This is a genomic window from Pseudoclavibacter helvolus (assembly GCF_014191305.1).
Classification (GTDB): Bacteria; Actinomycetota; Actinomycetes; order Actinomycetales; family Microbacteriaceae; genus Pseudoclavibacter; species Pseudoclavibacter helvolus.
The window spans coordinates 155,083-180,627 of record NZ_JACHWJ010000001.1 but is presented as its reverse complement, the minus strand read 5'-3'; the positions used below and the strand labels follow the sequence as shown (position 1 = coordinate 180,627).

Here is a 25,545-nt window from a genome sequence, read left to right as displayed (position 1 = left end):
TCAGGATGAGACGTCGAGCGCTTCGACGAGGGTGAACGCCCCCGAATAGAGTGCCTTGCCGATAATCGCGCCCTCGAGCCCCTGCGGGACAAGGCCACGGAGCGCGACGAGGTCGTCGAGGCTCGAGATGCCACCGGAGGCGACGACGGGGCGATCGGTTCGGTCGAGGATGTCGCTCAGGAGCTGCAGGTTCGGGCCCTGGAGGGTGCCGTCCTTCGTCACGTCCGTCACGACGTAGCGCGCGCAGCCAGCTTCTTCGAGGCGCTCGAGGACCGTCCAGAGGTCGCCAGCGTCACGGGTCCAGCCGCGGGCGGCCAGCGTCGTGCCGCGCACGTCGAGGCCCACCGCAATCAGCTCGCCGTAGCGGGCGATGACATTGGCCGCCCACTCGGGGTTCTCGAGCGCCGCCGTGCCGAGGTTGATGCGGCTCGCGCCGGCCTCGACCGCGCGCTCAAGGGACTCGTCGTCGCGGATGCCGCCGGACAGTTCCACGTTGACGTGCTTGGCCGCCCGGATGACGCGCTTGATGACACTGCGGTTCTCGCCGCGCCCGAAGGCGGCGTCGAGGTCGACCAGGTGGATCCACTCCGCGCCCTGTTCGATCCAGTCCTCTGCCGCATCCACGGGGTCGCCGTAGTTCGTTGCGGAGTCAGCCTCACCCTGGACGAGGCGAACCGCCTTGCCTCCGGCGAGGTCGATTGCGGGGAAGAGCACGAGCTCCGGTGACGTGTTGAATTCGCTCACGAGCGTTGGTTCCTTGTTCTCGTTCTGAGGCGCCTGGGCGTCGACGCCGGAAGGGGATGCCCTGGCAGTCCGGGCAATAGCGTATCGGCAGGCGGTCACACCGCACGCCGAAGCGGTCGAGCTAGACCCGCATCGGCAGCGTCTCGATCCAGTTCCGGAGCAGGCGAACGCCAGCCTCGCCGGACTTCTCGGGGTGGAACTGCGTCGCAGACAGCGGTCCATTCTCGACGGCTGCGATGAAGCGTTCGCCGTGCTCGGCGTGGGTGACCAGCACTGGTCGGGCCTTCGGGTGCGGTTCGAGCGGCAGCTCGTGCGCGGCGTACGAGTGCACGAAGTAGAAGCGCTCGTCGGCGATGCCCGCGAACAGCCTCGAATCGGCGGGCGGATCGACAAGATTCCAGCCCATGTGCGGAAGCACGTCGGCGCGGAGCTCTGTCACCTCTCCCGGCCATTCGCCGAGGCCCTCGGCTCGTTCTCCGCCCTCGATGCCACCGTCGAAGAAGATCTGCATGCCGACGCAGATGCCCAGCACCGGCCGCCCGCCGGCCAAGCGCCGGCCGACGATCTCACCGATGCGTTGGCGGTTGATGGACTCCATGACGTGCGCGAAGCTGCCGACGCCGGGCACGACATAGCCGTCGGCCTCGTAGGCAGCGGCGCGGTCAGCGGTGAGCTCAACATCGGCACCGGCCGCCTCGAGCGCCTTGACCGCCGAGTGCACGTTCCCCGAGCCGTAGTCGGCGACGACAACGCGCGGGCGAGCGATCCCGGTCACAGCGCACCCTTCGTCGAGGGAATGCCGACGACCTCCGGGTCGCGACGCTTCGCGGCGCGGAAGGCTCGCGCGAACGCCTTGAACTCCGCCTCCGCGATGTGGTGGGGGTCGCGGCCGCGGATGACCTCCACGTGCACGGTCAGACCGGCATGGAAGGTAATGGCCTCGAACACGTGCCGGACCATAGCACCCGTGAAGTGGCCCCCGATGAGGTGGTAAACGAAGGCCTCAGGCTCCCCCGTGTGCACAAGGAACGGGCGACCGGAGATGTCGACGACCGCTTCCGCCAGCGACTCGTCAAGCGGCACCCGGGCGTCTCCGTACCTGGCGATACCCGACTTGTCGCCGAGGGCCTGGCGGATCGCCTGGCCGAGCACGATCGCCGTGTCCTCGACCGTGTGGTGCACGTCGATCTCCGTGTCGCCCGTGGCGCGGACGGTGAGGTCCGTGAGCGAGTGCTTCGCGAACGCGGTCAGCATGTGGTCGTAGAACGGCACGGACGTCTGGATGTCAGCGATTCCCGTGCCGTCCAGGTCCAGGCTGAGCTCGATCGAGGACTCGCTGGTTGCTCGCGAGACGGTCGCAGTGCGTGGCGTCGTGGTCATCGCTCCAGCCTAGGCCTTTCCTGCATTCGTAATTTCGGCGAGAGCGGCCAGGAACGCCGTCGTCTCGGCGCGAGTTCCTGCCGTCACGCGGAGCGTGTTCGGGATGCCGACGTCACGGACCAGGATGTCCCGCTCGAGGAGCTCAGTGAACGTGCGACCGGGATCGGCCACCCCGCCGAACAGAACGAAGTTCGCTCCGGACTCCCACGGCGTGTAGCCGAGCGGTGGGAGCTCGGTGAGGAGGCGATCACGCTGCTCGCGGATCGCGTCCACCTGCTCGAGCATGATCTCGGCACACTCGAGGGCGGCTGTTGCCGCGGCCTGCGTGATCGCGGAGAGGTGGTACGGGAGTCGAACGAGGCGAACCGCATCGACGACCGCGGCGTCGGCCGCGAAGTAACCGACGCGGGCTCCGGCGAACGCGAAGGCCTTGCTCATGGTCCGCGACACGACAAGCCGCTCGCGGCCGGGCAGCAGCGAAAGCGCGGTCTCTTCGCCATCGGGCAGGAACTCGGCGTACGCCTCGTCGACGATGAGGATGCCGTCCGTCGCGTCGTAGGCGGCGGCGATGACGCTCAAGTCTGTCGCGGTTCCGGTCGGGTTGTTGGGGCTACAGATGATGGTGACGTCTGGCCGCTCGCGATGGATCGCCTCGGTGACAAGCTCGTCGGTGAGCGTGAAGTCGTGCGCGCGCGGGACCGGCACCCAGGTCGAGCCGACACCTCGCGTGAGCAACGGATACATGGAGTAGCTCGGCGTGAAGCTGAGCACGCTTCTTCCTGGGCCGCCGAAGACCTGCAGCAACTGCTGCATGATCTCGTTCGAGCCATTGGCCGCCCACACCTGATCCGGCGAGATGCCATGACCCAGGTAGATGCTCAACTGCTCACGGAGTGCCGTGAACTCGCGGTCCGGGTACCGATTGAGCCCTGGCAGTTCTCGCGCGATGGCCTCGATGATGCGTCTCGCGACGACCTCGGGAACGTGGTGCGGGTTCTCGTTGACGTTGATGGCAACGCGAACGGGCTGCTGAGGAGCTCCGTACGGGGTGAGTCCGCGCAGATCGTCGCGGATTGGCAGGTCTTCGAACGAGGTCACCCCGCAAGCCTACGACGCGGCGCGGCCCCCGACTCGGCCTCGCGACATCAGTCGAGCGGAAGCGCGAGACGCTGGCCGGCCTGGACCGTACCGTTCTCGAGAGCGTTGAGCTGAGAGATCTCAACAATGACATCTCGGACATCAGCATCGCCGGCTACCTCTTCGGCGATGCCCCACAGGGTGTCGCCAGCACCGACGGTGACGTACTCGAACTCGACGTCAGCCGACTCGCTCGAGGCAGCGGCGGAAGTCATGTGCGTAGCGCCGAGCGCAATCGCGGCAGCTACGGGAAGCGCGGCGACGGCGAGCAGGACGCGGCGGCCTCGGATGGTGAGGCGAAGCGGTGCAGCAGCAGTGTTGTTCATGATTCCTCCTGATTCGTCCACATCTTCGAGTGGTCGAATGTATGTACTGAATATAGCTACGAACAAAGTGTCAAGTCAAGGGTTCCTGTTCGAATCTGCCGAACTTTCATCAACAACACTCGAAGAAATGTTTCGTAGCTGCGTGCACCCTCGGTAGGGTTGGCGCTATCAGGCAGTGCATCACCTGCCACCGACATTCCGTGTCGGAGAGCGGACGGAGACGACATGGCCAAGAAGCCAGCGAGTGACATCTACAGAAAACTGACGGAGAAGCAGGAGCGCATCCTGACCTGCATCATGGAGTCGGTGCGCACCCGCGGCTACCCGCCGAGCATGCGTGAGATCGGCGACGCGGTCGGCCTCGTCTCGCTCTCGAGCGTCACCCACCAGCTCGGGCAGCTCGAGAAGTTCGGCTACATCAAGCGAAACCCAGGCATGCCCCGTGCGCTCGAGGTGCTCGTGCACTTCGACCACACCGATGACGGTGACACGAACGAGACTGCGGAAGCGGCCTTCGTGCCGGTTGTCGGACGGATCGCAGCCGGCATACCGATCACTGCCGAGCAGCAGGTCGAAGACGTCTTCGCGCTCCCCCGTCAGATCGTCGGTAAGGGCGAGCTCTTCCTGCTTCGTGTTGTCGGCGAATCGATGATCGACGCGGCCATCTGTGACGGCGACTGGGTTGTCGTGCGTTCGCAGCGCAACGCGGAGAACGGCGACATCGTGGCCGCCATGCTCGACGGCGAGGCGACGGTAAAGACGTTCCGGAAGCGTGACGGCCACATCTGGCTGCTCCCCCGCAACAGCGACTTCGAGCCGATCCTCGGCGACGAGGCCGAGATCCTCGGCAAGGTCGTCGCAGTGCTTCGTTCGATCTGAGCCGCTCCCGGGCGCGGAGACGACAGACGCACAGGAGCGGCGAGCCCATCGGGCTCGCCGCTCTTGTGTGTCGCGGGTTCAGTCGATCCGCGCTTGGTCAGCTCGCGACGGTGAAGGCTTCGAAGAGTCCGAGCTGGTCGGGGTGTACGCGCGCCTTGAGCCGTGTGCCGGTCTCCTCGTGGTCGAGCTCGAGCACCGCGCCGCGCTCATGTAGGTAGGACACGAGGTCGCCTCGCTCGAACGGCACGAGCACGTCGATCGTCACCTCCGGCGTCGGAAGCAGCTCGGCGATACGGGCCAAGAGCAGATCGATGCCCTGGCCGGTGTGGGCGGACACGAAGAGCCCGTCGCTGGCGAGGCCCTGCAACTCCAGGCGGCGGTCGCTGTCGACCAGATCGGCCTTCGTAAAGACCACGATCTCCGGAACGTCTCGCGCCTCGACCTCACCGATGACGTCACGCACTGTCGCCAGCTGGGCGGCCGGGTCCGGGTGCGAAGCGTCCACGGCGTGCACGATGACGTCGGCCGCCTGCAGCTCTTCGAGCGTGGAGCGGAACGCCTCGACAAGCTGATGCGGCAAGTTGCGCACGAAGCCGACAGTGTCGGCGATCGTGTACGGACGTCCGTCTTCCGTCGAGGCCTTGCGGACCGTCGCGTCGAGCGTCGCGAAGAGCACGTTCTCAACGAGGACGCCCGCGTGGGTGATGCGGTTGAGGAGGCTCGACTTGCCTGCGTTGGTGTACCCGACGATGGCAACGGCCGGAACCTGGTTGCGTTCCCGAGTCGCGCGCTTGACGTCGCGTGCATCTTTCATGTCCGCGATCTGGTGGCGCAGCTTGGCCATCTTCGTGCGGATCCTCCGGCGGTCGAGCTCGATCTTGGTCTCACCGGGGCCTCGCGAACCCATGCCGGCGCCGCCGCCGACCTGTCCACCCGCCTGGCGAGACATCGACTCACCCCAGCCGCGAAGGCGCGGGAGCATGTACTCCATCTGCGCCAGCTCGACCTGGGCCTTGCCCTCGCGGCTCTTCGCGTGCTGGGAGAAGATGTCGAGGATCACGGCGGTGCGGTCGATGACCTTGACCTTGACCTCGTCCTCAAGCGCGCGGCGCTGGCTCGGCGCGAGCTCAGTGTCGGCGACAACAGTGTCCGCCCCGAGGGCCGCGACGATCTCCTTGAGCTCCGCTACCTTGCCTCGGCCGAGATAGGTGGCCGGGTCTGGGTTCGGCCGCCGCTGAAGCACACCATCGAGCACAACCGCGCCCGCCGTCTCGGCGAGGGCCGCGAGCTCCTGCATGGAGTTCTCCGCCTCCTCGAGGGAGTTCCTGCGGTAGACGCCCACGAGCACAACACGCTCGAGGCGCACCTTCCGGTACTCGACCTCGGTGACGTCCTCGAGCTCCGTGCGCAGGCTCTCGACGCGACGCAGCGACTGCCGCGCCTCGCGCTCGAGCTGGTCGCCGTCGGCCTCGCCGTCGTAGCTTGTGCTGTCGCCGTCCTGCAGCGCCTGCGCGCGACCGGACGAGAACAGGGTCATCGTGGCGCCCGGTTCCTTCGCGGCTCGGAGGATTCGGTCGATCGCGTCGTTGCTTTCGCCTGGAGGAGTCTCAGAATCTCGCATATTCGTACTATTCTACGCCGGTGCTAGCGTCTAGGGGTGACTGCCCAGCATTACTTCTCAGCAACCCCCGACGGCCCGCTTGAGCGGCGAAGCATCCACATCCAGCTTCGCGGCCGTGCGGCGGCTGTAGTGACGGCTGGCGGCACCTTCAGCCCTGAGCACCTCGACCGCGGAACCCAGGCGCTGCTCAACGCGGCCCCGAAGCCACCGGAAATCGGAACCGCGCTCGACCTCGGTTGCGGCTGGGGTGCCATCTCGCTGGCCCTGGCCTTCGAATCCCCGGAACTCGACGTGTGGGCCGTTGACGTCAACGAACGGGCGCTGCTCCTCACGGGCGAGAACGCGAAGAGCCTCGGGCTCGATCGCATCCGACCGGCCCTGCCCGCCGACGTGCCGGAGGGCGCCACCTTCGACGTCATCTGGTCCAACCCACCCATCAGGATCGGCAAGGACGCCCTGCACCAGCTGCTCACTGATTGGCTGCCCCGCCTCAACCCAGGAGGCGAGGCCTGGCTCGTCGTCGCCAAGAAGCTCGGCGGCGACTCGCTTCAGGCGTGGATCGCGGCACAGTTTGGCCCAGGACTCTCCATCGAGCGCCACTCGACGGACGCCGGCTTCAGAGTGCTGAGGGTGCGTCGAGTTCAGTAACGAGCTCGTCCTCGATCACACCAGTGAAGGCGATCTCGGCGGGCCCAGCCAAGAAGACGTGCTCGACGCCATCTACTGGAGCGACGGTGACCTCGAGGAGGCCACCCGGCACCCTCACCGACCATGCGTCGGGTGCGCCCGCACCTGCCCAGTAGCGGACGGCAAGAGCTGACGCGACGGCGCCCGTGCCGCAGGAGAGCGTCTCTCCGACACCTCGCTCATGCACGCGCATCCGGATGTGACCGACGCCGTCCTGGACAAGCTGGTCGTGTGGGACCACGAACTCGACGTTCGCGCCGAGTTCGGGAGCCGGCTCGATGAGCGGTGCGTGGAAGAGCTCCAGGCGATCGAGTTCCTCTTCACTCGAGAGCGCGACGACGACGTGGGGGTTGCCGACATCGATGCCGAGGCCAGGCCGCGAGACGCCGATGTGCGGGACCGTGACAAGTGGCTCGCCACCCTCGAGGTGCCATGGGCCCATATCCACTCGGAACCCGGTGCCATCCCGCTCAACGACTCGAAGCCCGGCACGCGTTCCGACTTCGAGGCGCTCGCCCTCTGCAAGGGTTGCGAGTCCGGTCTCCGTCAGGAAGCGCGCGAAGGCGCGAACGCCGTTGCCGCACATCTCGGCGATCGAACCGTCGCCGTTGCGGTAGTCCATGAACCACTCCGCCTTGGGGTGCGCTGCCTGCAGCTCGCGGCCTTCTGCAAGGTGCGCAGAGCGGACGGCGCGGATGAGCCCGTCGCCGCCGACACCGAAGTTGCGATCACACAAACGCGCGACGCGCTGCGGCCCGAGCTCGAGCTTGCCGTCCGGGTCGGAGACGAGCACGAAGTCGTTGCCTGTGGCCTGCGCCTTGGTGAACGCGAGTTGTGTCATGGGGTCAATGCTACGGAACTCTCGATGCGTCCGTACGCAGGCGATGGCAGATCAGAGTCCGGCCGCTTGGAGGATTCGCTGGGCCGCGAACCCCTCGCCACTGTGGGCGCGAACCGCGCGCTCGTAGCGGCGGAACCAGGAAACCTGGCGCCTCGCGTACTTCCGCGTCAGGAGCTGCGCCTCCGCAATCGCCTCGGCACGGCTCAACTCTCCCCGGAGCTCGGCGAGCGCCTGCTGGTAGCCGATGGCGCGCTTGGCCGTGGTCCCACGTTCCAGCCCGATCTCGGCCAGCGCTTCGGTCTCCTCGAGGAGACCCGCCTCCCACATCCGCTCAACTCTGGCGTCGAGTCGAGGCGTGAGCACCTCACGATGCTCTTCAACGACCGCAAACGTCACGTCTCGCCAGGTCGCCTCCTGGTCGGGGAGCTGGGCGCTGAACGGCTCCCCCGTGACTTCGATGACCTCGAGCGCACGGACCAGTCGCCGGCCGTTGCGCGGGTCGATAGTGGCGGCCGCGGTCGGATCGAGTTCGCGTAGCCGAGCGAAGAGCTGACCAGGGCCGTCCCCCTCAAGCTCGGCCTCGAGCCGCGCGCGCACGGCCGGGTCGGTGCCAGGAAACCTCAGGTCGAAGCAGACGGCCGCGATGTAGAGGCCGGAGCCTCCCACGAGGATGGGGATATCACCTTCGGCCTCGATCGTCTCGATGAGACCCCTCGCCTGATCCTGGTACCAGGCGACACTCGCATCCTCGTCGACATCGAGGACATCGAGGAGGTGGTGCGGCACTTCCTCGCGTTCGTCCTCAGCGAGTTTCGCCGTGCCGACGTCCATCCCCCTGTACAGCTGCATGGCGTCAGCATTGATGATCTGCGCCCCACGCCCTGATGTTCGAAGCCGGGATGCGACGTCAAGCGAGAGCTGAGACTTCCCCGTTCCCGTCGCTCCCCCGATGGCGATGAACACCCTCAGCCCCGCCGGAGCGTCGGGAGGCCAAGGGATACGCGAGCAGGGGCGCCCCCTGGTGCTGGCACCGCGCAACTCTCCGCGAGGGAGCGGTCCCAGGCATCCCCTGCCCGAGTCCGACGGATATCGAGGTGCGGCGACTGGGCGTCGGCCACGAGATGGAACGAGGCCGCTGCAGTGATCGCCGCGGTGACCACGTCGCCGGGGCGCGGACGATCTGCCCCGTCTGGCACCGAGAAGTGCACGAGCCTGTTGTCCTCGGATCGTCCCGACATCCGGTGCGTCGCGTCGTCCTTCTTGCCTTCAGCTGCGCTCACCAGAATTCGCTGTACCGAGCCGACAAGCTTCTCGTTCTCTTCGCGGCTGATCCGGTCCTGCAGCTTCATGAGCCGTTCGTAGCGCTCCTGAACAACGGCCTTCGGCACCTGGTCCGGCATCGTCGCGGCAGGCGTCCCCGGCCGAATCGAGTATTGGAACGTGAACGCGCTCGCGAACCGGGAGGCCTCGACAACGCGCATGGTCTCCGCGAAGTCCTCTTCTGTCTCCCCCGGGAAGCCGACGATGATGTCCGTCGTGATGGCCGCCTGCGGCATCTGCTCCCTGACGCTGTCGAGGATGCCGAGGAACTTCGTGCTGCGGTAGGAGCGCCTCATGGCTTTGAGGATGCGGTCTGAGCCCGACTGCAGGGGCATGTGCAGCTGCGGCATGACGTTGGGCGTCTCTGCCATGGCGTCGATGACGTCTTGCGTGAAGGCGGCCGGGTGCGGGCTCGTGAAGCGCACGCGTTCGAGGCCCTCTATGGCACCGGCCGCGCGCAGCAGCTTGCTGAACGCCTGCCGGTCTCCGAACTCGACGCCGTAGGAGTTGACGTTCTGCCCGAGAAGCGTGACCTCGATGGCTCCGTCGTCGACGAGCGCACGGATCTCACCGAGCACGTCTCCTGGCCTGCGGTCCTTCTCCTTGCCTCGGAGTGACGGCACGATGCAGAACGTGCAGGTGTTGTTGCACCCCACCGAGATCGACACCCACCCGGAATAGGTCGAGTCTCGCTTCGTCGGCAGCGTCGAGGGGAAGACGTCGAGTGATTCCAGAATCTCGAGCTGTGCTTCGTCGTTGTGGCGCGCGCGTTCGAGCAGGCTGGGGAGGGCTCCCATGTTGTGGGTGCCGAAGACCACGTCAACCCAGGGTGCCTTCTCCAGGATGGTGCCCCGGTCCTTCTGGGCGAGGCACCCTCCGACAGCGATCTGCATGCCTTCGTGCTCGCGCTTGATCGCGGCGAGCTGACCCAGATTGCCGTACAGCCGGTTGTCGGCGTTCTCGCGCACGGCGCAGGTGTTGATGACAACGATGTCGGGTTCACCGCCGTCTGCCGCGACGTAGCCGGCGGCGCGGAGCGAGCCTGACATGCGCTCGGAGTCATGGACGTTCATCTGACAGCCGAGTGTGCGCACCTCGTAGGTTCGTGGTGACCCGTCTGGCTTCAGTGCCGCTGGAGAGGACGCGATGGGTGTGGCTGTCTCGCTCATGATCCGCCAATTCTACGTTCGCTTCACGAGGGGGCACTCCCACCGCTACGCTGGCGGGATGCGAGCCATGACCACTGATGACGGCGTCACGCCGGCGACTTCTCTTGCTCTTCAGCGAGGTCTGCTGCAGACCGATGGCGGCCGCGTCGAGGCGCACGGGGCACGCGTGGCGTCGATCTCCGCGCCGAGCGGCGCACTCTATGTGGGCCCGGCCGGTGGCGAGAACGGCGTAGACGGCCTCGTGTTGAGGGTCGGCGGCGGCCTGTTGGCTGCGACGACGACGTTGGTCTCGGATGACTCTGGCGCGTCCCGACTCGAGGCTCTGACGATCTCCACGAACGACGAGCCGGAGCGGTGGCGCGATGCGCCAAGGGACGAGTCGTACTGGCATTCGCTGCCCAGCGAGCTTCAGGGCGAAGTACCGGTCGTGGAACCGCGCCACGGGGTGCTGATCGTCTGCGACGCTGGCTTGCGTGACCAGTACCGGCAGAGCGACTTCGCGTGGGATCGGTGGGTCGAGGAAGTGGTGGCCCCGACATCCGCTGCAAGCGGTCAGGCCGTGGTCGCCGTTCCGTTCGCAGGCCGGTCCGAGTCGCTGCTTACGCTCGCGTCGAGCGCATTCCCATCGGGTGCCGCGCTGTTCGCCGGCTTCGACGCGAATCTGCAGATTGCGGCCCTGCATCTGGCTCCCGTTGCTGAGCGTGAGCAGGAGGCCGCGATTGTCGGCGTTCGTCGGGCCCGCGCCGCGCTCAGGGACGGCCACCCCACAGCCGCGGCGGCGCTGGCTATGGCCGCCATCTCTGCGCTCGAAGCAGAACGCGACCTGCGTGCTGCAGGTCGCGTCGGCTTCGTGCTCGCCGAGGCGCACGACCGCGCCGGTGCTCCTACTGCGGCGCGGCGAGCCCTCGAGGAGGCGCTGGTCCGACTCGAAGTGACTCGCGATGTCGAGGGGCAGCGCGTTGCGCTGGCCCTACTCGACGGGAGTGGCGCCGAAAAACACGCCGGTTGACCCGCTCGATGGCCGACTGCTCGGCCTCGAACTGCCGTTGACCGCTTCGCGTGCTGCCGTGAAGGCGACCCCGGAGGAATAACCACGCCTCGAGAGGAACCCGGCGATCCGCCGGATCGCGGCGTCCGGCTCCACGCCCTTGACACGCCGCGCGCGCTCGACGGCGAGCTCCTTGGCCCGCTCGAGCTCGTCGTCTCGGTCAACCTCAGCAAGCACTTCCTGCATCGCCTCGGCCGAGATGTGGCGGTCACGGAGCGCCCGCTCGACTCCCTGAATCCCCGACCGCTTCTTGTCTCGTGACTTGTGCACGACGAGCTCGGCGAGGCGGAGGTCGTCGAGGTAGCCGAGCTCGGTGCACCGGTCGATGACTTGCTCGATCTCGTCGTCGTCGAGCCGGAGGGACTCCTCGTACTCGGCGGCTTCGTCCGTGCCGTCCTCGGGGGCCTGCGCCCCCTTGGGGTCCTCGCCTCGCCAGTCGCGGAGCAGGCGACGTGCCTCTTCCGTCGACCGGTCGCTGCGAGCAAGCGCACGGACCAGCGTCTCCTGCGCTTCGCTGACGAGTCGCTCTCGCGATTCCGCGTCCATCCCAGCGGGCACGACGGCCGTGAAAGCCTGTGTCTCGCCTTGCCCGCCGGGGATGGATACGAGTCTTGGGCTGCCGCTCACCGCGCGGCACCGGGCTTCCGGCCGCTCCGCACCCGGAGCGACCGATTCCGGAAGCTCAGTGCTCGTCGCCGTTTCGCCAGCAGCTGCGCCAGCGCTAGCGTCAGGCCCAGCGTGAGCGCCCACTGATCGAGGACGCCCCGCGGGTGACGCGCCGAACAGGGGCGTCACCGGAGCGAGCTCCTCGGTCATGCGCCGCGCCGCTGAGCGACCTTCGCCTCGGCTACGGGCGAAACGGGTGCCTCAACGGACTCCGGCGCGGCCTCGGCAGGCTGGCCCACACCGAGCTTGGCGAGGATCTTCCGCTCGATTTCCTCGGCGATCTCAGGGTGCTGGATGAGGAAGTTACGCGCGTTCTCCTTGCCCTGCCCGAGCTGGTCACCCTCGTAGGTGTACCAAGCGCCCGACTTGCGCACGAGCCCGTGCTCAACTCCGAAGTCGATGAGCGAGCCCTCGCGGGAGATGCCAACGCCGTAGAGGATGTCAAACTCGGCCTGCTTGAAGGGCGGGGCCATCTTGTTCTTGACCACCTTGACGCGTGTGCGGTTGCCGACGGCTTCCGTGCCGTCCTTGAGCGTCTCGATGCGGCGAATGTCAAGGCGGACCGAAGCGTAGAACTTCAGTGCCTTTCCACCAGCGGTCGTCTCGGGGCTGCCGAAGAAGACGCCGATCTTCTCGCGAAGCTGGTTGATGAAGATCGCGGTGGTCTTCGTCTGGCTGAGGCCACCGGTGAGCTTACGGAGTGCCTGGGACATGAGGCGCGCCTGGAGACCGACGTGGCTGTCGCCCATCTCGCCCTCGATCTCGGCCTTGGGCACGAGTGCCGCGACGGAGTCGATGACAACCAGGTCGACGGAGCCAGATCGGATCAGCATGTCCGTGATCTCCAGCGCCTGCTCACCCGTGTCGGGCTGGGCAACGAGGAGTGCGTCGATGTCGACACCGAGCTTCTTCGCGTACTCCGGGTCGAGCGCGTGCTCAGCGTCGATGAAGGCAGCGATACCGCCGGCACGCTGCGCGTTCGCGATGGCGTGGAGCGTCAGCGTCGTCTTACCCGACGACTCAGGGCCGTAGATCTCGACGATGCGACCGCGCGGGAGTCCGCCAATGCCAAGAGCCACGTCGAGCGCGACGGACCCGGTTGGAATCGTCTCGACTGGGGCGCGCTCGTCGCTTCCGAGGCGCATGACCGACCCCTTGCCGAACTGGCGGTCGATCTGGGCGAGTGCGGCGTCAAGTGCTTTTTCGCGGTCTGCTGGGTTTGGCATGGTGATGGTCCTCTCGGAACGTGGCGGTCGCCTCTCGGCTGTCGCGCGCTGATGGAGAGCGCTGACGACAAGGCGGATCGGCTTCCTTGGCTACTCGACATTCACGGTAGAGGCGACCACCGACATTCGATGATCGAGCCTCTTCACCTGTGGACAAGTCTCCGAGGAGTCCGACGTGGACACCCTACGCGCTTAGAACACGACTTCGAACATTCGTCAGGCGTGTCGGACGAAGATACGAGTCCGCGACGCCCGAACTCAGCCTCGAGTGCGAGGGTCGATCGTGCCGACGCCGTGTCGCCTCGACTCGGGAACACCCGTATCCACGCAGAGCGCGACCCAGATCTCGCGTGGCTCAACGCCGTCATCAAGCGCCTGCTGCGCCGTACGGTCGCCGATCGCGCCGAGCACGAGATCTCGCATCAGCGAGCGCCCGTAGGCGTCACCGAATTCATCGACCACGGCCCTGTCGAATTCGCTCTTGCGCATCCCCCAAGCGTACGCCGACGGCGCCGCAGCTGATGCTGCTGCGGCGCCGTCGGCCACTCCTCTAGACGAAGGGCAAGCGTATGAAACCGTCTCGCTAACGCGTGACGAGCGGCTTGCGCATTCCGAGCAGGAGGTCGTCCGGAACCGTGTCCGGGATGCTCGTGTCGAAGCGTTCATGGACGGCCAGGCGGTCGCCCACTTCGCGATAGATGGTTGAGAGGGGGGTCTCGAGGGCTTCGGCCACCGAAGCGAGGATCTCGCTCGAGGCTTCCTTCTGCCCGCGCTCGACCTCACTCAGGTACCCGAGTGCAACCGAGGCGCGACCCGCGACCTGCCGGAGCGTGTGCCCCTTGCGCAGGCGCACATCGCGCAGGACTTCACCGATCTCTTGACGCGCTAGGACCATAGCGGGGTCCTCCTTACTGCCGTGTGCCAAGAACTGTAACTTACGAGACTTCGTGGAGACTTCGTCACGCTGAGAACAACCAAGCAAACATCGATGGTATTCCTGAAAGAAAGCCGAATGTTGAGGCGATTCGACTCAACCTTCGAAGCGGCTCGGTTCACGATACCGGGTCAGTGTTCCGCGAGCATTTCCAGCACATTGTGAACGGCCGCCTCAACGGTCGCCCCTCGCACACGCTGGCGACTCCCAGCGGGGTCATCGAGCCGCACCAACGATGAGAAGTCGAGCTCGATGACCTTGTCGCCGAAGAGCGAGGAGATGCCGACGAACACGAGACCAGGCGCTCGTCCCGCCTGCGCCTGCGGCCCGGCCACACCCGTGGTCGAGAGTCCGATATCGAGGCGCTCACCGCGCTCGGACGAGAGGGCGGTCCTGATTCCGAGCGCCATGGCCGCGGCGACGTCTGGGTCGACGGGGCCTCGCTCGGCGAGGAGGTCTTCGTCAACGCCGAGCAAGGTGTGCTTGAGCTCAGTCCGGTACGCGACGATTCCGCCAGCGAGGGACGCGGAGATGCCCGGGATCTTGACGAACTCGGCGACGAGAGCTCCGCCGGTGAGCGACTCCGCGACGCCGATACTCAGGCCAGCTTCCAGGAGCACACGCCCCAGCTCGACGGTCTGTGGGAGTGCTGGGGTGATTCCGCCGGTCATCGCTGGGTGCTCCCGTCGTCGGCCCGAAGCCCGGGCGCCTGCTTCTTCTGTGGGCGGTAAGCCTCCCACAGGTAGTCGATTCCCGACCACACGGTGAGGATGAAGGCCGCGGACATCAGGACGATGTTGAGCCAGTGCACCCAGTCCCCGAAGACGACCCAGAGTGGCAGGAGGGCCAGCGAGATCGCGATGGCCTGAACGAGCGTCTTGAGCTTGCCGCCTCGCCCAGCGGGGAGGACACGCTTCTTGGCCACTGCGAGGCGCCAGAAGGTGATGCCGAGCTCGCGCACGAGGATGATGATTGTGACCCACCATGGGAGCTCGCCGAGCACCGAGAGCATGACAAGGGCCGTCCCAGTGAGGGCCTTGTCGGCGATCGGGTCGAGCAGCTTGCCGAGGTCGGTGATCAGGTTCCGACTGCGCGCGATGTGCCCGTCGAGGCTATCTGTCGCGATGGCCACGATGAACAGCACAGCCGCCGCCCACCGCCACGGGCCGTCGCTGTTGCCATCGAGCAAGAGGAACCAGACAAACACTGGCACGAGCAGTATGCGCGCGATCGTGATGAGGTTCGGCACGCACCAGTTGCTCACCGGCCCGTCGCCACCGCGGAGTATTCGACCGGTCATCGTGTTGCCTCTCGCTAGTCGCGCCCTGTCAGACCCCAGGCGTCTTCGTCGCCGCTCTCGCCTTCGACTTCTTCCAGGCCATCGTATTGGGCGGCGACGGCGTCGAAGGACGCGGCCATACCGTCGTGCTCTGCAACCGGAGCCGCGCTTGGCGCCTGGGCGCTCGCAGCCGGGTCCTGACCGCGGATGCGCGCGAGCACGCCGGGAAGCTCCTCGGCCGTGACCAGCACGTCGCGAGCCTTGGATCCCTCGGAGGGCCCGACGATCTCGCGCGACTCCATGAGGTCCATGAGGCGCCCTGCTTTGGCGAAGCCGACGCGCAGCTTGCGCTGCAGCATGGAGGTCGAGCCGAACTGAGAGTTCACGACGAGTTCAGCCGCGGCGAGCAGAAGCTCGAGGTCGTCGCCGATGTCGGCGTCGATCTCTTTCTTCTCCACGACCTGCGCGACGTCGGCCCGGTACTCGGGCTGCGCCTGGCGCTTGACGTGGGCCACGATCTCCGTGATCTCCTTGTCATTGACCCAGGCGCCCTGCACGCGGGCGGCCTTGTTCGCTCCCGAAGGCAGGAAGAGCGCGTCTCCCTGGCCGATGAGCGACTCAGCACCGACCTGGTCGAGAATGACGCGTGAGTCGGTGGAGCTCGTTACGGCGAACGCGAGACGGCTCGGCACGTTGGCCTTGATGAGGCCCGTGACGACGTCGACGCTCGGGCGCTGGGTCGCGAGCACGAGGTGGATTCCGGCGGCGCGCGCGAGCTGCGTGATCCGCACGATCGAGTCTTCGACGTCGCGCGGCGCGACCATCATGAGCTCTGCGAGCTCATCAACCACAACCAGCAGGTACGGGTATGGCTTGAGCTTCCGCTTCGACCCCTCAGGCAGGATGATGCCGCCGGAGCGGATCGCCGCATTGAAGTCGTCGACGTGGCGGTAGCCGAAGCTCTCCAGGTCGTCGTAGCGCATCTCCATCTCCTTCACGACCCACTGCAGCGCCTCGGCTGCCTTCTTGGGGTTCGTGATGATGGGTGTGATGAGGTGCGGGACGCCGCTATACGGGGTGAGCTCGACTCGCTTCGGGTCGACGAGCACCATGCGAACCTCCGCGGGCGTCGCCCGCATGAGGAGGGAGACGATCATCGAGTTCACGAAGCTCGACTTACCGGCTCCGGTGGCACCGGCGACCAGGAGGTGGGGCATCTTCGCGAGGTTGGCGAGCACGAACCCGCCCTCGACGTCCTTGCCGACGCCGATCGTCATGGGGTGGCGGGCAGCGATCGACTCTGGCGACTGCAGCACGTCGCCGAGCGACACCACCTCTCGGTCGGAGTTGGGGATCTCGACCCCGATCGCGCTCTTGCCTGGAATCGGCGAGAGGATGCGCACCTGGTTGCTCTTGACCGCGTACGCGATGTTGTTCGAGAGCTGGGTGACCCGCTCGACCTTGACGCCCGGCGCGACCTCGACCTCGTAGCGGGTGACCGTCGGACCCCGCGAGAACCCGGTGACCTTCGCATCCACCTTGAACTGGGCGAAGGTGGAGTTGAGCGCCTCGACGATGAGGTCGTTCGCCTCGGTGCGGGCCAGTGCAGGCGCACCGCGCGAGAGCATCGTCTGGACGGGGAGGCTGTAGCCCTGTCCTGATGCGTCCGCGTCGCGGGAGTCCCACTGCTCGCCCTCGTCTTCGGCCGCTGCAGGAGAAACGTCAGCAGAAGGCGCCGCAACGGGCGCCGACGCCGGAGCGGCCGAAGCGCCGAAGAGATCGGCGAACTCGTCGGGATCGGTCGGCGAGGAGTCGTCCTGGATGCCCGTGGCGGAGAACAGCGTCGGCTCGGCGACATCGATGACGTCGGTGGCGTCGTCCATCCGGAGTCCCGGGAGTACGGCCGTGGGCTGCGGACCCGTGACGATGTTGTCCGGGTCCTCCGAGGTGAGTCCCCGCAGCACGGTTGTCGTCGCTTCCGGGTCGATGCGGTGGTGCTCGTGCTTCTTGGTGTCAGTGACCGCCGTGTCGTACGGCTGTTCTTCGTAGTCGACGTCCTCTTCGCGCCCGGATTCGTTGCGACGCCACCAGGGCAGACGCTCCGACTCTGCTGCACGGCCGCGGTCGTCGTCGCCGAGCAGGCTCTCGTCGTCGCCGCCGGCCGCTTTGTTCGGCTTGGCCGAGCGAACGTGGGCGGCGGACTCCTCGTCGATGCCGAACATCCATGCCCACAGCTCGCGAAGTCGGGAGACGACCTTGTGTGGCGGGGTCTTGGTGATGATGAAGATGGAGAGCAGCACGAGCAGCCCGGCGACGATAGCCGCGCCGATCGGGGTGATGACAAGCCCGAGGGTTCCCCCGAGCAGCCAGCCGAAGACTCCCCCGCCGAGTGCAAGAGCAGGCATGCCGTTGGCCGGGTCTGGATTTCCGGCGATGACGTGGCAGATCGCCGAGCTCGAAACGAGCCCGAGGAAGAGGCCGACGCCGATGCGACCGTTGTCGCTCACCGAAGACGGGTGCCTGAAGAGCCACAAGGCGAAGAAGGCGAGCACAACGGGGAGCGCGTAGGAGACGCGTCCGAACAACCCACCGAACGTGAAGTCGTTGAGGCCCATCGCAACATTGTTGCCAGGGAAGAACCAGACGACGACGCCACCGATGACCGCGAGGAGGAACAGCAGGAACGGGAATCCGTCACGCCGCTGGTCTTTCTCCAGCGTCTCCGGTCCGAGCGCGCGGGCGGTCTGGCCTGCGACATTCGCCGCGGCCATCCAGGCCCTCGTCGCGATGCCGGGCTTCTCGGTCTCCGCCGGAGCCTTCGCGGCTGCCGCGCTCGCCCGCTTCTTGGGCGCGGGGGTTCGCTTGGTGTTGGACGGAGTTGTGGCCATGGTGCCCAAGGTACCTGCGGCCACCGACAGGATCGAGGATGACGCCCCGAGAGCCGCCGAGATCGACGGCCCTCGAGGTCGAGTGTCAGGCTTCGATGACCACCGGGATGATCATCGGGTGACGACGGTGCTTCGTGTTGACCCAGCGGCCGATCGTGCGTCGCACGACCTGCGAGAGCTGGTAGGAGTTCGAGTTGCCCGCCTCGACAGCTTCCTTGAGCGCCTTCTGGATGCCAGGGATGATGTCATCGAAGACGGCCTCATCCGGTGCGAACCCACGCGCGTGGATCTCTGGGCCGACGAGGATGTTGCCCGTCGCAGCCTCGACCACGGTGAAGATGGAGATGAATCCCTCTTCCGCGAGGATCCGGCGGTCCTTGAGGTCAGCATCGGTGATCGTGCCGACAGTCGAGCCGTCGACGTAGATGAAGCCGATGTCGAGCTGCGCGACCTGGCGTGCGATGCCATCCTTCATGTCGATGACGGCACCGTTCTCGACGACAAGCACGTTCTCGTCGGCGATGCCCGACTTCTTCGCGATCTCGGCGTTGGCGACGAGGTGGCGGATCTCACCGTGGACGGGCATGACCTGTCGTGGCTGCAGGATGTTGTAGCAGTAGAGCAGCTCGCCCGCGGCGGCGTGACCCGAGACGTGGACGTTGGCGTTGGCCTTGTGCACGACGTTCGCCCCGAGCTTGATGAGCGCGTTGATGACGCGGAACACCGAGTTCTCGTTGCCCGGGATGAGGCTCGAGGCGAGGATGACGGTGTCGTCCTCCCCCACCTCGATGGCGTGCGTCTTCGACGCGATGCGGCTGAGGACTGCCATCGGCTCGCCCTGCGAGCCCGTCGACATGAAGACGATCTGGTCGTCCGGGAGCTTCAGCGCCTTCTTGTGGTCGATGAGCACACCCTGCGGCACGTTGAGGTAGCCGAGCTCGGATGCGATGCCCATGTTGCGCACCATCGAGCGCCCCATGAGCGCGACGCGACGACCGTTGGCCGCTGCCGCGTCGATGACCTGCTGCACACGGTGCACGTGGCTCGAGAAGCTCGCCACGACGACCTTGCCCTTGGTCCGGGAGATGACGTCCTCGATGACCGGGCCAATGTTGCGCTCCGTCGGCGTGAAGCCGGGAACCTCAGCGTTGGTCGAGTCGGCCATGAAGAGGTCGATGCCCTCCTCGCCGAGGCGCGCGAACGCGCGGAGGTCGGTGAGGCGGCCGTCGAGCGGCAGCTGGTCCATCTTGAAGTCACCCGTGTGGAGCACGGTGCCGGCGTCCGTCGTGATGTGGACGGCGAGCGCATCCGGGATCGAGTGGTTGACGGCCACGAACTCGAGCGAGAACGGGCCGAGTTCCTCGACCTGTCCTTCCGCCACCGTGAGCGTGTACGGCTTGATGCGGTGCTCCTTGAGCTTCGCCTCGACGAGCGCGAGGGTCAGCGTGGAGCCGATGAGCGGGATGTCCGGCTTGAGTCGGAGGATGTACGGCACTGCTCCGATGTGGTCCTCGTGGCCGTGGGTCAGCACGATGCCGACGACGTCGTCCAGACGAGCGCGGATCGAGTCGAAGTCGGGGAGGATGAGGTCGACGCCCGGCTGGGTCTCTTCGGGGAAGAGCACACCGCAGTCGACGATGAGGATCTTGCCGTCGATCTCGAAGGTGGCCATGTTGCGGCCGACCTCGCCGAGGCCACCGAGCGGGATGATCCGCATGGAGCCTGCAGCGAGCTTGGGAAGGTGTTCGGACTTTGTCATATGTGCCTTAGGGATTCAGCGTTGCCGCTGGTGAGGTGAGGGTCGAGTCAGCGGGTTGTGCCTGGGATGCGCGGGAGCGCACCACCCGCGGCCGCGTTGCGGTCAGGCCGGAAGTTCGTGAAGCTCGCGCCTTCGACGTCGCGAACCAGGTCGAGCTCGTCCTCGATGAGGGCGGCTTCCCACTCCTCCGGTCCGACAAGCGGGAGCCGGACACGTGGGGACTGGATGCGGCCGAGGCCGTGCAGGATGTACTTGGTCGCCACGGTGCCTGGCACGTGGGTCATGGTCGCCCGAACGAGCGGCTCGAGGCGCTTATGCGCATCCGTCGCCGTGCGGAGGTCGCCCGCGTTGACCGCGTCGACCATCATGCGGTACGGCTGCGACGCGATGTTCGCAGTCACGCCGATGAGGCCGGTTGCGCCGATCGAGAGGAGCGGCAGCGTGTTGGCGTCATCGCCCGAGAAGTAGAGCAGCTCGGTCTGGTTGAGCACACGCGACACCTGCGCGAGGTCGCCCTTGGCGTCCTTCACGGCGATGATGTTCGGGTGCTTCGCGAGGCGCAGGATCGTCTCGTACGTGATCGGGATGCCGGTGCGGCCAGGGATGTCGTAGAGGATGAGCGGCAGATCGGTCGCGTCGGCGATCATGCGGAAGTGCGTGAGCACACCGGCCTGCGTCGGCTTGTTGTAGTACGGGGTGACGGCCATGACGCCGTCCGCACCTGCATCCGCCGACTGCTTCGCGAGCTGGATGGCATGCGCCGTCTCGTTCGACGGGCCGCCGGTGATGATCTTGGCGCGCCCTGCCGAGACCTCCTTGCCGACCACGACGAGCTTGAGCTTCTCGGCGTCGGTGAGGGTTGACGTCTCACCGGTCGTGCCGGTGACGACGATGCCGTCAGCACCCGCCGAGATGACGTCGTCGATGTGCTTCTCGACGCCCGCCCAGTCGACTTCTCCGTCGTGCGTCATCGGGGTTACGAGCGCGACCAGCACCTGGCCGAAAGGGTTGTCCTGTTCCATCACGTCTCTCAGGCTACTTCCACTAGGTAAAGACTGCTTCTGCTTGCTACTTTTTCTTCTCTACATCGCCGCTCAGCGCGGCGATAAACGCTTCCTGCGGCACTTCCACGCGACCGACCATCTTCATTCGCTTCTTGCCGGCCTTCTGCTTCTCGAGGAGCTTGCGCTTGCGCGAGATGTCGCCGCCGTAGCACTTCGCGAGCACGTCCTTGCGGATGGCACGGATGGTCTCGCGGGCGATGATGCGCGCACCGATCGCTGCCTGGATCGGCACCTCGAACTGCTGGCGCGGGATGAGCTTGCGAAGACGCTCGGTCATGAGCAGACCGTACGCGTACGCCTTGTCCTTGTGGATGACGGCGCTGAAGGCGTCGACGCGCTCGCCCTGCAGGAGGATGTCGACCTTCACGAGATCGGCGACCTGGTCGCCCATCGGCTCGTAGTCGAGGGACGCGTACCCCTGCGTCCGGCTCTTGAGCTGGTCGAAGAAGTCGAACACGATCTCGCCGAGCGGCATCGAGTAGCGGAGTTCGACGCGCTCCTCGCTCAGGTAGTCCATGCTGATGAGCGTCCCGCGCTTGCTCTCGCAGAGCTCCATGATCTTGCCGACATAGTCCTTCGGCGCGAGGATCGCAGCGCGCATCATCGGCTCGCGTACCTCGAGGATCTTGCCCTCCGGGTACTCGCTCGGGTTCGTGACCGTGTGCAGCTGCTTGTCCTCCGTCTTCACCTCGTAGACGACCGACGGCGCGGTCGTGATGAGGTCGAGGTCGAACTCGCGCATGAGGCGCTCGGTGACGATCTCGAGGTGCAGGAGGCCGAGGAAGCCGACCCGGAAGCCGAAGCCGAGGGCAACGGACGTCTCTGGCTCGTAGTTCAGGGCGGCGTCGGAGAGCTTGAGCTTGTCGAGCGCCTCACGCAGCTCCGGGTAGTCGCCGGCATCGATCGGGTAGAGGCCCGAGAAGACCATGGGCTTCGGCTCGGTGTAGCCAGGCAGCGGGTCCTCGGATGGGCGGGTGCTGCCCGTGACGGTGTCGCCCACCTTCGAGAGGCGCACGTCCTTCACTCCCGTGATGAGGTAGCCGACCTCGCCGACGCCAAGGCCCTTGGCCACGGTCGGCTCCGGCGACGAGACACCGATCTCGAGCATCTCGTGGGTCGAGCCGGTCGACATCATCTTGATCTTGTCGCGCGCCTTGAGCTCGCCATCGACGACGCGGACGTAGGTGACGACGCCGCGGTAGGCGTCGTAGACCGAGTCGAAGATCATCGCGCGAGCAGGCGCATCCGCGACCCCGACCGGGGCAGGGATGCGCTCGACCACACGGTCGAGGAGCTCCTCGACCCCCATGCCCGTCTTGCCGCTGACCCGGAGTACATCGTCGGGGTCGCCACCGATGAGGTTCGCGATCTCGGCGGCGAAGCGGTCGGGGTCAGCCGCGGGCAGGTCGATCTTGTTGAGGACCGGGATGATCTCGAGGTCGTTCTCCATCGCGAGGTACAGGTTCGCGAGCGTCTGGGCTTCGATGCCCTGAGCCGCGTCCACCAGCAGGATGGCGCCCTCGCAGGCGGCGAGCGAACGCGAGACCTCGTAGGAGAAGTCGACGTGGCCGGGCGTGTCGATCATGTTGAGCGCGTACGTGTCGCCCTCGACGGCCCACGGCATGCGGACGGCCTGGCTCTTGATCGTGATGCCGCGCTCGCGCTCGATGTCCATGCGGTCGAGGTACTGTGCACGCATGGCGCGCTCGTCGACGGAGCCCGTGAGCTGCAGCATCCGGTCGGCCAGGGTGGACTTGCCGTGGTCGATGTGAGCGATGATGCAGAAATTGCGGATCCGGGCGGGGTCGGTCTGAGCCGGCTCGAGCGGAGTGGAGGCGCGTGGTGACATGGTGTCGCCTATTCTCCCATGAGCCGCGAGCTGAGCGTTCATCGCTCGGTGCCCGAGAGCGCAGCCACCACACGCACCGCCGGAGAACGGCCCAGGAAGGCACAACTGCATGAGTCTCATCCGCCTCAACGACGTCGAGGTCGGCTTCGGCCCCTCCCCCGTACTCAAGGAGGTCTTCCTCACGCTCGACCGGGGCGACCGGGTCGGGCTCATCGGACAGAACGGCTCGGGCAAGTCCACGCTGCTGAAGCTCATCCTCGAGCAGGTGTCGCCCGACACCGGAACCGTGTCGATCGACGACGGTGTGCGCATCGGCTACTTCTCGCAGTTCTCCGAACTCGACGGATCGGCCACGATCCTGGAGACGCTCGAGACGCTGTTCTCGCACGTCCACGAGATGGAGGCGGAGCTCGCCGAGATCGACGCCGCCATCGCCGCCGAACCGGACGCCGGCACGCTCGACCGCCTCATCCTTCGCCAGTCCGAGCTCTTCGAGGAGATGGACCGCGCGGACGGCTGGGACTACAAGCGCCACATCGACACCGCACTCACGAAGCTCGGCTTCAACGACGCCCACAGGACGAGCCCCATCGAGAAGCTCTCCGGCGGCTGGCGCAACCGCGCGGCCCTCGCCAAGCTCCTCCTCGAGCAGCCAGACGTGCTCCTCCTCGACGAGCCCACGAACTTCCTCGACGTAGCCGGCGTCGAATGGCTCGAGACCTGGTTCCGCTCGTTCCGCGGCGCCGCGATCATCGTCTCGCACGACCGCACGTTCCTGGATGCTGTTGTCACGCGCATCCTCGAGGTCGAGAATCTGCACCTGCACGAGTACCCGGGCGACTTCGGCGAGTACGTGATCCAGAAGCAGTTCAGGCTCAAGACGCTGCAGGCGCAGTTCGTGCACGAGGCCGAGCTGCTCGCATTCGAGGCTGAAGGCATCTCCGACCGCCGCGAGGCAGCGAAGGCGGGCGGCAACGGGCTCGGCAAGCGACTCTCGAGCATCAAGAAAAAGCGGGCGCCTCGTCCCGTCGACGAGATCGTCACCGAGATCTACGGCTCGCTGCACGTGAAGGACGTGCTCGCTCGCGTCTCGGGCCTCGGCAAGAGCTACGGCGAGCGCACGCTGTTCGACGACGTCACCTTCGAGGTGCACCGCGGCGACCGCATCGCCGTCATCGGCCCGAACGGCAGCGGCAAGTCGACGCTCCTGCGGGTCCTGACGGGCGAGGAGAAAGCCGACATCGGCCGCGTCGACTGGCCGAACGGCGTCAAGGTCGTGTCCTACAACCAGGTGCTCGCCGAGCTCGACGAGTCGGACACCGTCTCGCATTCGGTGAACGCCATGCCGGACAGCATCGCGCTCCGAGCCACGAAGAAGTCCGTCGCCCGCTTCCTCAGCATGTTCCGCTTCAGCGAGGCTGAACTGAAGTCCCGCATCGGGACCCTCTCAGGCGGCCAGCGGGCCAGGGTAGCGATGGCCCAGTGCCTGCTGTCTGGCGCATCCGTACTCGTGCTCGACGAGCCGACGAACCACCTCGACCTGCCGAGCACGCAGGTTATGGAGCGCGCGCTTGTGCACTTCCCCGGCGCCGTGATCGTCGTCAGCCACGACCGGTTCTTCATCGAGAAGGTCGCCACCGGTACCGTCGTCTTCGGCACGAACGTGGATGCGCCTGCCGAGCTCGAGATCACCATCGCGGATTCGGTATAAAACGCTGCCGGGTACCGACCTCGCCTGAAGCCTGGTAGAGTTTCTGTTTGGCTTACGCGTCGCCCACTCGGCGCGGATTGGCGGCACGGCCCTCTTCCGTGCGGCACCGTTCCAGTACACCTTCCTGTAAGAAAGAAGCAACGTGGCAAATATCAAGTCGCAGATCAAGCGCATCGGCACCAACCGCAAGGCGACCGAGCGCAACCGCGCCTACAAGAGCGAACTCCGCACGGCTATCCGTCGCGTTCGTTCGGCTGTCTCCGAGGGCAACAAGGAGCAGGCTGAGCTCGCGCTCACCTTCGCTGCCAAGAAGCTCGACAAGGCCGTCTCCAAGGGCGTCATCCACAAGAACCAGGCAGCGAACCGCAAGTCGGCTATCGCCAAGACGGTCGCAGCGCTCTAAGCCTCCCGTCATGCCGACATCGACCCCCGCGTCCTCTCCCGAGGTGCGGGGGTCGATTCGTCGTATCGCGCTCCTGCAGAGCATCAACCTCGGGCAGCATCGCAAGTTGCCGATGGCCGACCTCAAGGTCGCGCTCGAGGCCGCAGGGCACACGAATCTCGCGACGGTGCTGCAGACGGGCAACGTGCTGTTCGACGCGCCGGCCCAGGTCACGAACGCCGAGCTCGAGACGGAGCTCCGAGCAGAGATGGCAGCAGCCTTCGACCTCGACGTCCCCACCCTCGTGCGTGACGCCGACGAGTGGCGGGCGGTTGTCGAGCTGGACCCGTTCCGGGAGCTCGACCCGCACTCGAGCCGCTACGTCGTCGTGTTCTGCGCCGAGCCGCCGGAGGAACGCGTGGTTGCCGCACTCGACGGCGTCGACCTCGAGGAGGATCGCTGGGCCGTGCACGGTCGCGAAATCTACGTCTCCTGCCCGAACGGGCAGATCCAGTCGCCCGTGCTGCAGCGCCTCGGCCGCCCGAAGAGCTCTGACAAGTCGAGCGGACCGGCGACGGTCCGCACCTGGGGCACCGTCCTGCGGGTCGCCGCGAAGCTCTAGGCTCTCGGTGTCA

The 25,545-nt window shown here is 66.4% G+C and carries 25 protein-coding genes; 6 read left to right on the top strand and 19 right to left on the bottom strand.

From position 1 onward, the window contains the following. From priA to FHX72_RS00755, 5 genes are all read right to left on the bottom strand, one after another. On the bottom strand, window positions 1–744 hold the full coding sequence (gene priA / locus FHX72_RS00775; protein ID WP_068481137.1) for a bifunctional 1-(5-phosphoribosyl)-5-((5-phosphoribosylamino)methylideneamino)imidazole-4-carboxamide isomerase/phosphoribosylanthranilate isomerase PriA: 744 nt from the start codon (window positions 742–744) through the stop codon (window positions 1–3). Between the two features lie 121 nt (window positions 745–865). Beyond that, window positions 866–1,510, bottom strand: coding sequence for an imidazole glycerol phosphate synthase subunit HisH (gene hisH, locus FHX72_RS00770; RefSeq protein WP_068481399.1), 645 nt, complete (start codon window positions 1,508–1,510; stop codon window positions 866–868). A 5-nt stretch (window positions 1,511–1,515) separates the two neighbouring features. Continuing rightward, window positions 1,516–2,124, bottom strand: a complete 609-nt coding sequence (gene hisB / locus FHX72_RS00765) for an imidazoleglycerol-phosphate dehydratase HisB (RefSeq protein ID WP_183622447.1) — start codon at window positions 2,122–2,124, stop codon at window positions 1,516–1,518. Window positions 2,125–2,133: 9 nt separating this feature from the next. Continuing rightward, on the bottom strand, window positions 2,134–3,222 hold the full coding sequence (locus FHX72_RS00760; protein WP_183622446.1) for a histidinol-phosphate transaminase: 1,089 nt from the start codon (window positions 3,220–3,222) through the stop codon (window positions 2,134–2,136). Between the two features lie 47 nt (window positions 3,223–3,269). Further along, window positions 3,270–3,587 (bottom strand): LysM peptidoglycan-binding domain-containing protein, encoded by a 318-nt coding sequence (locus FHX72_RS00755; RefSeq protein WP_068481146.1) that lies wholly within the window; start codon window positions 3,585–3,587, stop codon window positions 3,270–3,272. Between the two features lie 225 nt (window positions 3,588–3,812). Here FHX72_RS00755 and lexA point away from each other — a divergent pair, with 225 nt between their 5' ends. Beyond that, window positions 3,813–4,466: a transcriptional repressor LexA gene (gene lexA / locus FHX72_RS00750; protein ID WP_068481149.1), complete on the top strand. Its 654-nt coding sequence runs from the start codon at window positions 3,813–3,815 to the stop codon at window positions 4,464–4,466. Window positions 4,467–4,563: 97 nt separating this feature from the next. On the opposite strand, the gene hflX is transcribed toward lexA, so the two are convergent. Next, on the bottom strand, window positions 4,564–6,087 hold the full coding sequence (gene hflX, locus FHX72_RS00745; protein WP_183622444.1) for a GTPase HflX: 1,524 nt from the start codon (window positions 6,085–6,087) through the stop codon (window positions 4,564–4,566). A 36-nt stretch (window positions 6,088–6,123) separates the two neighbouring features. Between hflX and FHX72_RS00740 the strand changes: the two genes are divergently transcribed. Next, window positions 6,124–6,735 carry a class I SAM-dependent methyltransferase gene (locus FHX72_RS00740; protein WP_068481157.1) on the top strand — a complete coding sequence of 204 codons (612 nt, stop codon included), beginning with the start codon at window positions 6,124–6,126 and terminating at the stop codon, window positions 6,733–6,735. Here FHX72_RS00740 and dapF read toward each other — a convergent pair. Genes dapF through miaB form a run of 3 tightly spaced genes read right to left on the bottom strand, consistent with a single transcriptional unit; the run spans window position 6,704 to window position 10,104 of the window. Beyond that, the gene (dapF, locus tag FHX72_RS00735; RefSeq protein WP_068481160.1) at window positions 6,704–7,615 is read right to left on the bottom strand and encodes a diaminopimelate epimerase; all 912 of its coding nucleotides are present in this window, start codon (window positions 7,613–7,615) and stop codon (window positions 6,704–6,706) included. The two genes, FHX72_RS00740 and dapF, sit on opposite strands and share 32 nt — an antisense overlap. A gap of 51 nt (window positions 7,616–7,666) precedes the next feature. Next, complete coding sequence (gene miaA / locus FHX72_RS00730; RefSeq protein WP_183623914.1) at window positions 7,667–8,584, bottom strand: tRNA (adenosine(37)-N6)-dimethylallyltransferase MiaA; 918 nt, start codon at window positions 8,582–8,584, stop codon at window positions 7,667–7,669. Beyond that, window positions 8,581–10,104, bottom strand: a complete 1,524-nt coding sequence (gene miaB, locus FHX72_RS00725; RefSeq protein WP_183622442.1) for a tRNA (N6-isopentenyl adenosine(37)-C2)-methylthiotransferase MiaB — start codon at window positions 10,102–10,104, stop codon at window positions 8,581–8,583. Before miaB ends, miaA begins: the two co-directional genes overlap by 4 nt. Before the next feature lie 67 nt (window positions 10,105–10,171). On the opposite strand from miaB, the gene FHX72_RS00720 reads away from it, so the two are divergent. Beyond that, a complete protein-coding gene (locus FHX72_RS00720; protein WP_183622440.1) occupies window positions 10,172–11,113 on the top strand; it encodes a hypothetical protein in 942 nt (313 codons plus the stop codon). On the opposite strand, the gene FHX72_RS00715 is transcribed toward FHX72_RS00720, so the two are convergent. From FHX72_RS00715 to lepA, 10 genes are all read right to left on the bottom strand, one after another. After that, entirely contained in the window at window positions 11,075–11,779 is a 705-nt protein-coding gene (locus FHX72_RS00715) for a regulatory protein RecX (protein WP_167349094.1), read from the bottom strand. The genes FHX72_RS00720 and FHX72_RS00715 overlap by 39 nt on opposite strands. A gap of 185 nt (window positions 11,780–11,964) precedes the next feature. Further along, complete coding sequence (gene recA / locus FHX72_RS00710; RefSeq protein ID WP_068481172.1) at window positions 11,965–13,044, bottom strand: recombinase RecA; 1,080 nt, start codon at window positions 13,042–13,044, stop codon at window positions 11,965–11,967. Between the two features lie 258 nt (window positions 13,045–13,302). Continuing rightward, entirely contained in the window at window positions 13,303–13,533 is a 231-nt protein-coding gene (locus tag FHX72_RS00705) for a DUF3046 domain-containing protein (RefSeq protein ID WP_068481405.1), read from the bottom strand. A gap of 94 nt (window positions 13,534–13,627) precedes the next feature. Then, window positions 13,628–13,939 (bottom strand): helix-turn-helix domain-containing protein, encoded by a 312-nt coding sequence (locus FHX72_RS00700; RefSeq protein WP_068493112.1) that lies wholly within the window; start codon window positions 13,937–13,939, stop codon window positions 13,628–13,630. A 170-nt stretch (window positions 13,940–14,109) separates the two neighbouring features. Continuing rightward, entirely contained in the window at window positions 14,110–14,649 is a 540-nt protein-coding gene (locus tag FHX72_RS00695; RefSeq protein ID WP_082775395.1) for a CinA family protein, read from the bottom strand. Continuing rightward, window positions 14,646–15,278 (bottom strand): CDP-diacylglycerol--glycerol-3-phosphate 3-phosphatidyltransferase, encoded by a 633-nt coding sequence (gene pgsA / locus FHX72_RS00690; RefSeq protein ID WP_068481178.1) that lies wholly within the window; start codon window positions 15,276–15,278, stop codon window positions 14,646–14,648. Before pgsA ends, FHX72_RS00695 begins: the two co-directional genes overlap by 4 nt. Before the next feature lie 14 nt (window positions 15,279–15,292). Next, window positions 15,293–18,145, bottom strand: a complete 2,853-nt coding sequence (locus FHX72_RS00685; RefSeq protein ID WP_183622438.1) for an FtsK/SpoIIIE family DNA translocase — start codon at window positions 18,143–18,145, stop codon at window positions 15,293–15,295. A gap of 85 nt (window positions 18,146–18,230) precedes the next feature. Then, a complete protein-coding gene (locus tag FHX72_RS00680) occupies window positions 18,231–19,904 on the bottom strand; it encodes a ribonuclease J (protein WP_183622436.1) in 1,674 nt (557 codons plus the stop codon). Between the two features lie 47 nt (window positions 19,905–19,951). Continuing rightward, a complete protein-coding gene (dapA, locus tag FHX72_RS00675; RefSeq protein ID WP_068481187.1) occupies window positions 19,952–20,926 on the bottom strand; it encodes a 4-hydroxy-tetrahydrodipicolinate synthase in 975 nt (324 codons plus the stop codon). Between the two features lie 46 nt (window positions 20,927–20,972). Beyond that, complete coding sequence (lepA, locus tag FHX72_RS00670; protein WP_104286130.1) at window positions 20,973–22,817, bottom strand: translation elongation factor 4; 1,845 nt, start codon at window positions 22,815–22,817, stop codon at window positions 20,973–20,975. 109 nt (window positions 22,818–22,926) lie between these two features. Between lepA and FHX72_RS00665 the strand changes: the two genes are divergently transcribed. From FHX72_RS00665 to FHX72_RS00655, 3 genes are all read left to right on the top strand, one after another. Continuing rightward, a complete protein-coding gene (locus FHX72_RS00665; protein WP_068493105.1) occupies window positions 22,927–24,528 on the top strand; it encodes an ABC-F family ATP-binding cassette domain-containing protein in 1,602 nt (533 codons plus the stop codon). 142 nt (window positions 24,529–24,670) lie between these two features. Further along, window positions 24,671–24,931 carry a 30S ribosomal protein S20 gene (gene rpsT, locus FHX72_RS00660; RefSeq protein ID WP_068493103.1) on the top strand — a complete coding sequence of 87 codons (261 nt, stop codon included), beginning with the start codon at window positions 24,671–24,673 and terminating at the stop codon, window positions 24,929–24,931. A 10-nt stretch (window positions 24,932–24,941) separates the two neighbouring features. Continuing rightward, window positions 24,942–25,532, top strand: a complete 591-nt coding sequence (locus FHX72_RS00655; RefSeq protein WP_082805588.1) for a DUF1697 domain-containing protein — start codon at window positions 24,942–24,944, stop codon at window positions 25,530–25,532. Window positions 25,533–25,545: the final 13 nt, after the last annotated feature.

Coding starts and splice junctions, on each gene's coding strand:
- hisB (WP_183622447.1), bottom strand. CDS start 2,124: ATGACCACGACGCCACGCACTGCGACCGTCTCGCGAGCAACCAGCGAG.
- FHX72_RS00755 (WP_068481146.1), bottom strand. CDS start 3,587: ATGAACAACACTGCTGCTGCACCGCTTCGCCTCACCATCCGAGGCCGC.
- lexA (WP_068481149.1), top strand. CDS start 3,813: ATGGCCAAGAAGCCAGCGAGTGACATCTACAGAAAACTGACGGAGAAG.
- hflX (WP_183622444.1), bottom strand. CDS start 6,087: ATGCGAGATTCTGAGACTCCTCCAGGCGAAAGCAACGACGCGATCGAC.
- dapF (WP_068481160.1), bottom strand. CDS start 7,615: ATGACACAACTCGCGTTCACCAAGGCGCAGGCCACAGGCAACGACTTC.
- miaB (WP_183622442.1), bottom strand. CDS start 10,104: ATGAGCGAGACAGCCACACCCATCGCGTCCTCTCCAGCGGCACTGAAG.
- FHX72_RS00720 (WP_183622440.1), top strand. CDS start 10,172: ATGACCACTGATGACGGCGTCACGCCGGCGACTTCTCTTGCTCTTCAG.
- recA (WP_068481172.1), bottom strand. CDS start 13,044: ATGCCAAACCCAGCAGACCGCGAAAAAGCACTTGACGCCGCACTCGCC.
- FHX72_RS00705 (WP_068481405.1), bottom strand. CDS start 13,533: ATGCGCAAGAGCGAATTCGACAGGGCCGTGGTCGATGAATTCGGTGAC.
- FHX72_RS00700 (WP_068493112.1), bottom strand. CDS start 13,939: ATGGTCCTAGCGCGTCAAGAGATCGGTGAAGTCCTGCGCGATGTGCGC.
- FHX72_RS00695 (WP_082775395.1), bottom strand. CDS start 14,649: ATGACCGGCGGAATCACCCCAGCACTCCCACAGACCGTCGAGCTGGGG.
- pgsA (WP_068481178.1), bottom strand. CDS start 15,278: ATGACCGGTCGAATACTCCGCGGTGGCGACGGGCCGGTGAGCAACTGG.
- FHX72_RS00685 (WP_183622438.1), bottom strand. CDS start 18,145: ATGGCCACAACTCCGTCCAACACCAAGCGAACCCCCGCGCCCAAGAAG.
- FHX72_RS00680 (WP_183622436.1), bottom strand. CDS start 19,904: ATGACAAAGTCCGAACACCTTCCCAAGCTCGCTGCAGGCTCCATGCGG.
- dapA (WP_068481187.1), bottom strand. CDS start 20,926: ATGGAACAGGACAACCCTTTCGGCCAGGTGCTGGTCGCGCTCGTAACC.
- lepA (WP_104286130.1), bottom strand. CDS start 22,817: ATGTCACCACGCGCCTCCACTCCGCTCGAGCCGGCTCAGACCGACCCC.
- FHX72_RS00665 (WP_068493105.1), top strand. CDS start 22,927: ATGAGTCTCATCCGCCTCAACGACGTCGAGGTCGGCTTCGGCCCCTCC.
- FHX72_RS00655 (WP_082805588.1), top strand. CDS start 24,942: ATGCCGACATCGACCCCCGCGTCCTCTCCCGAGGTGCGGGGGTCGATT.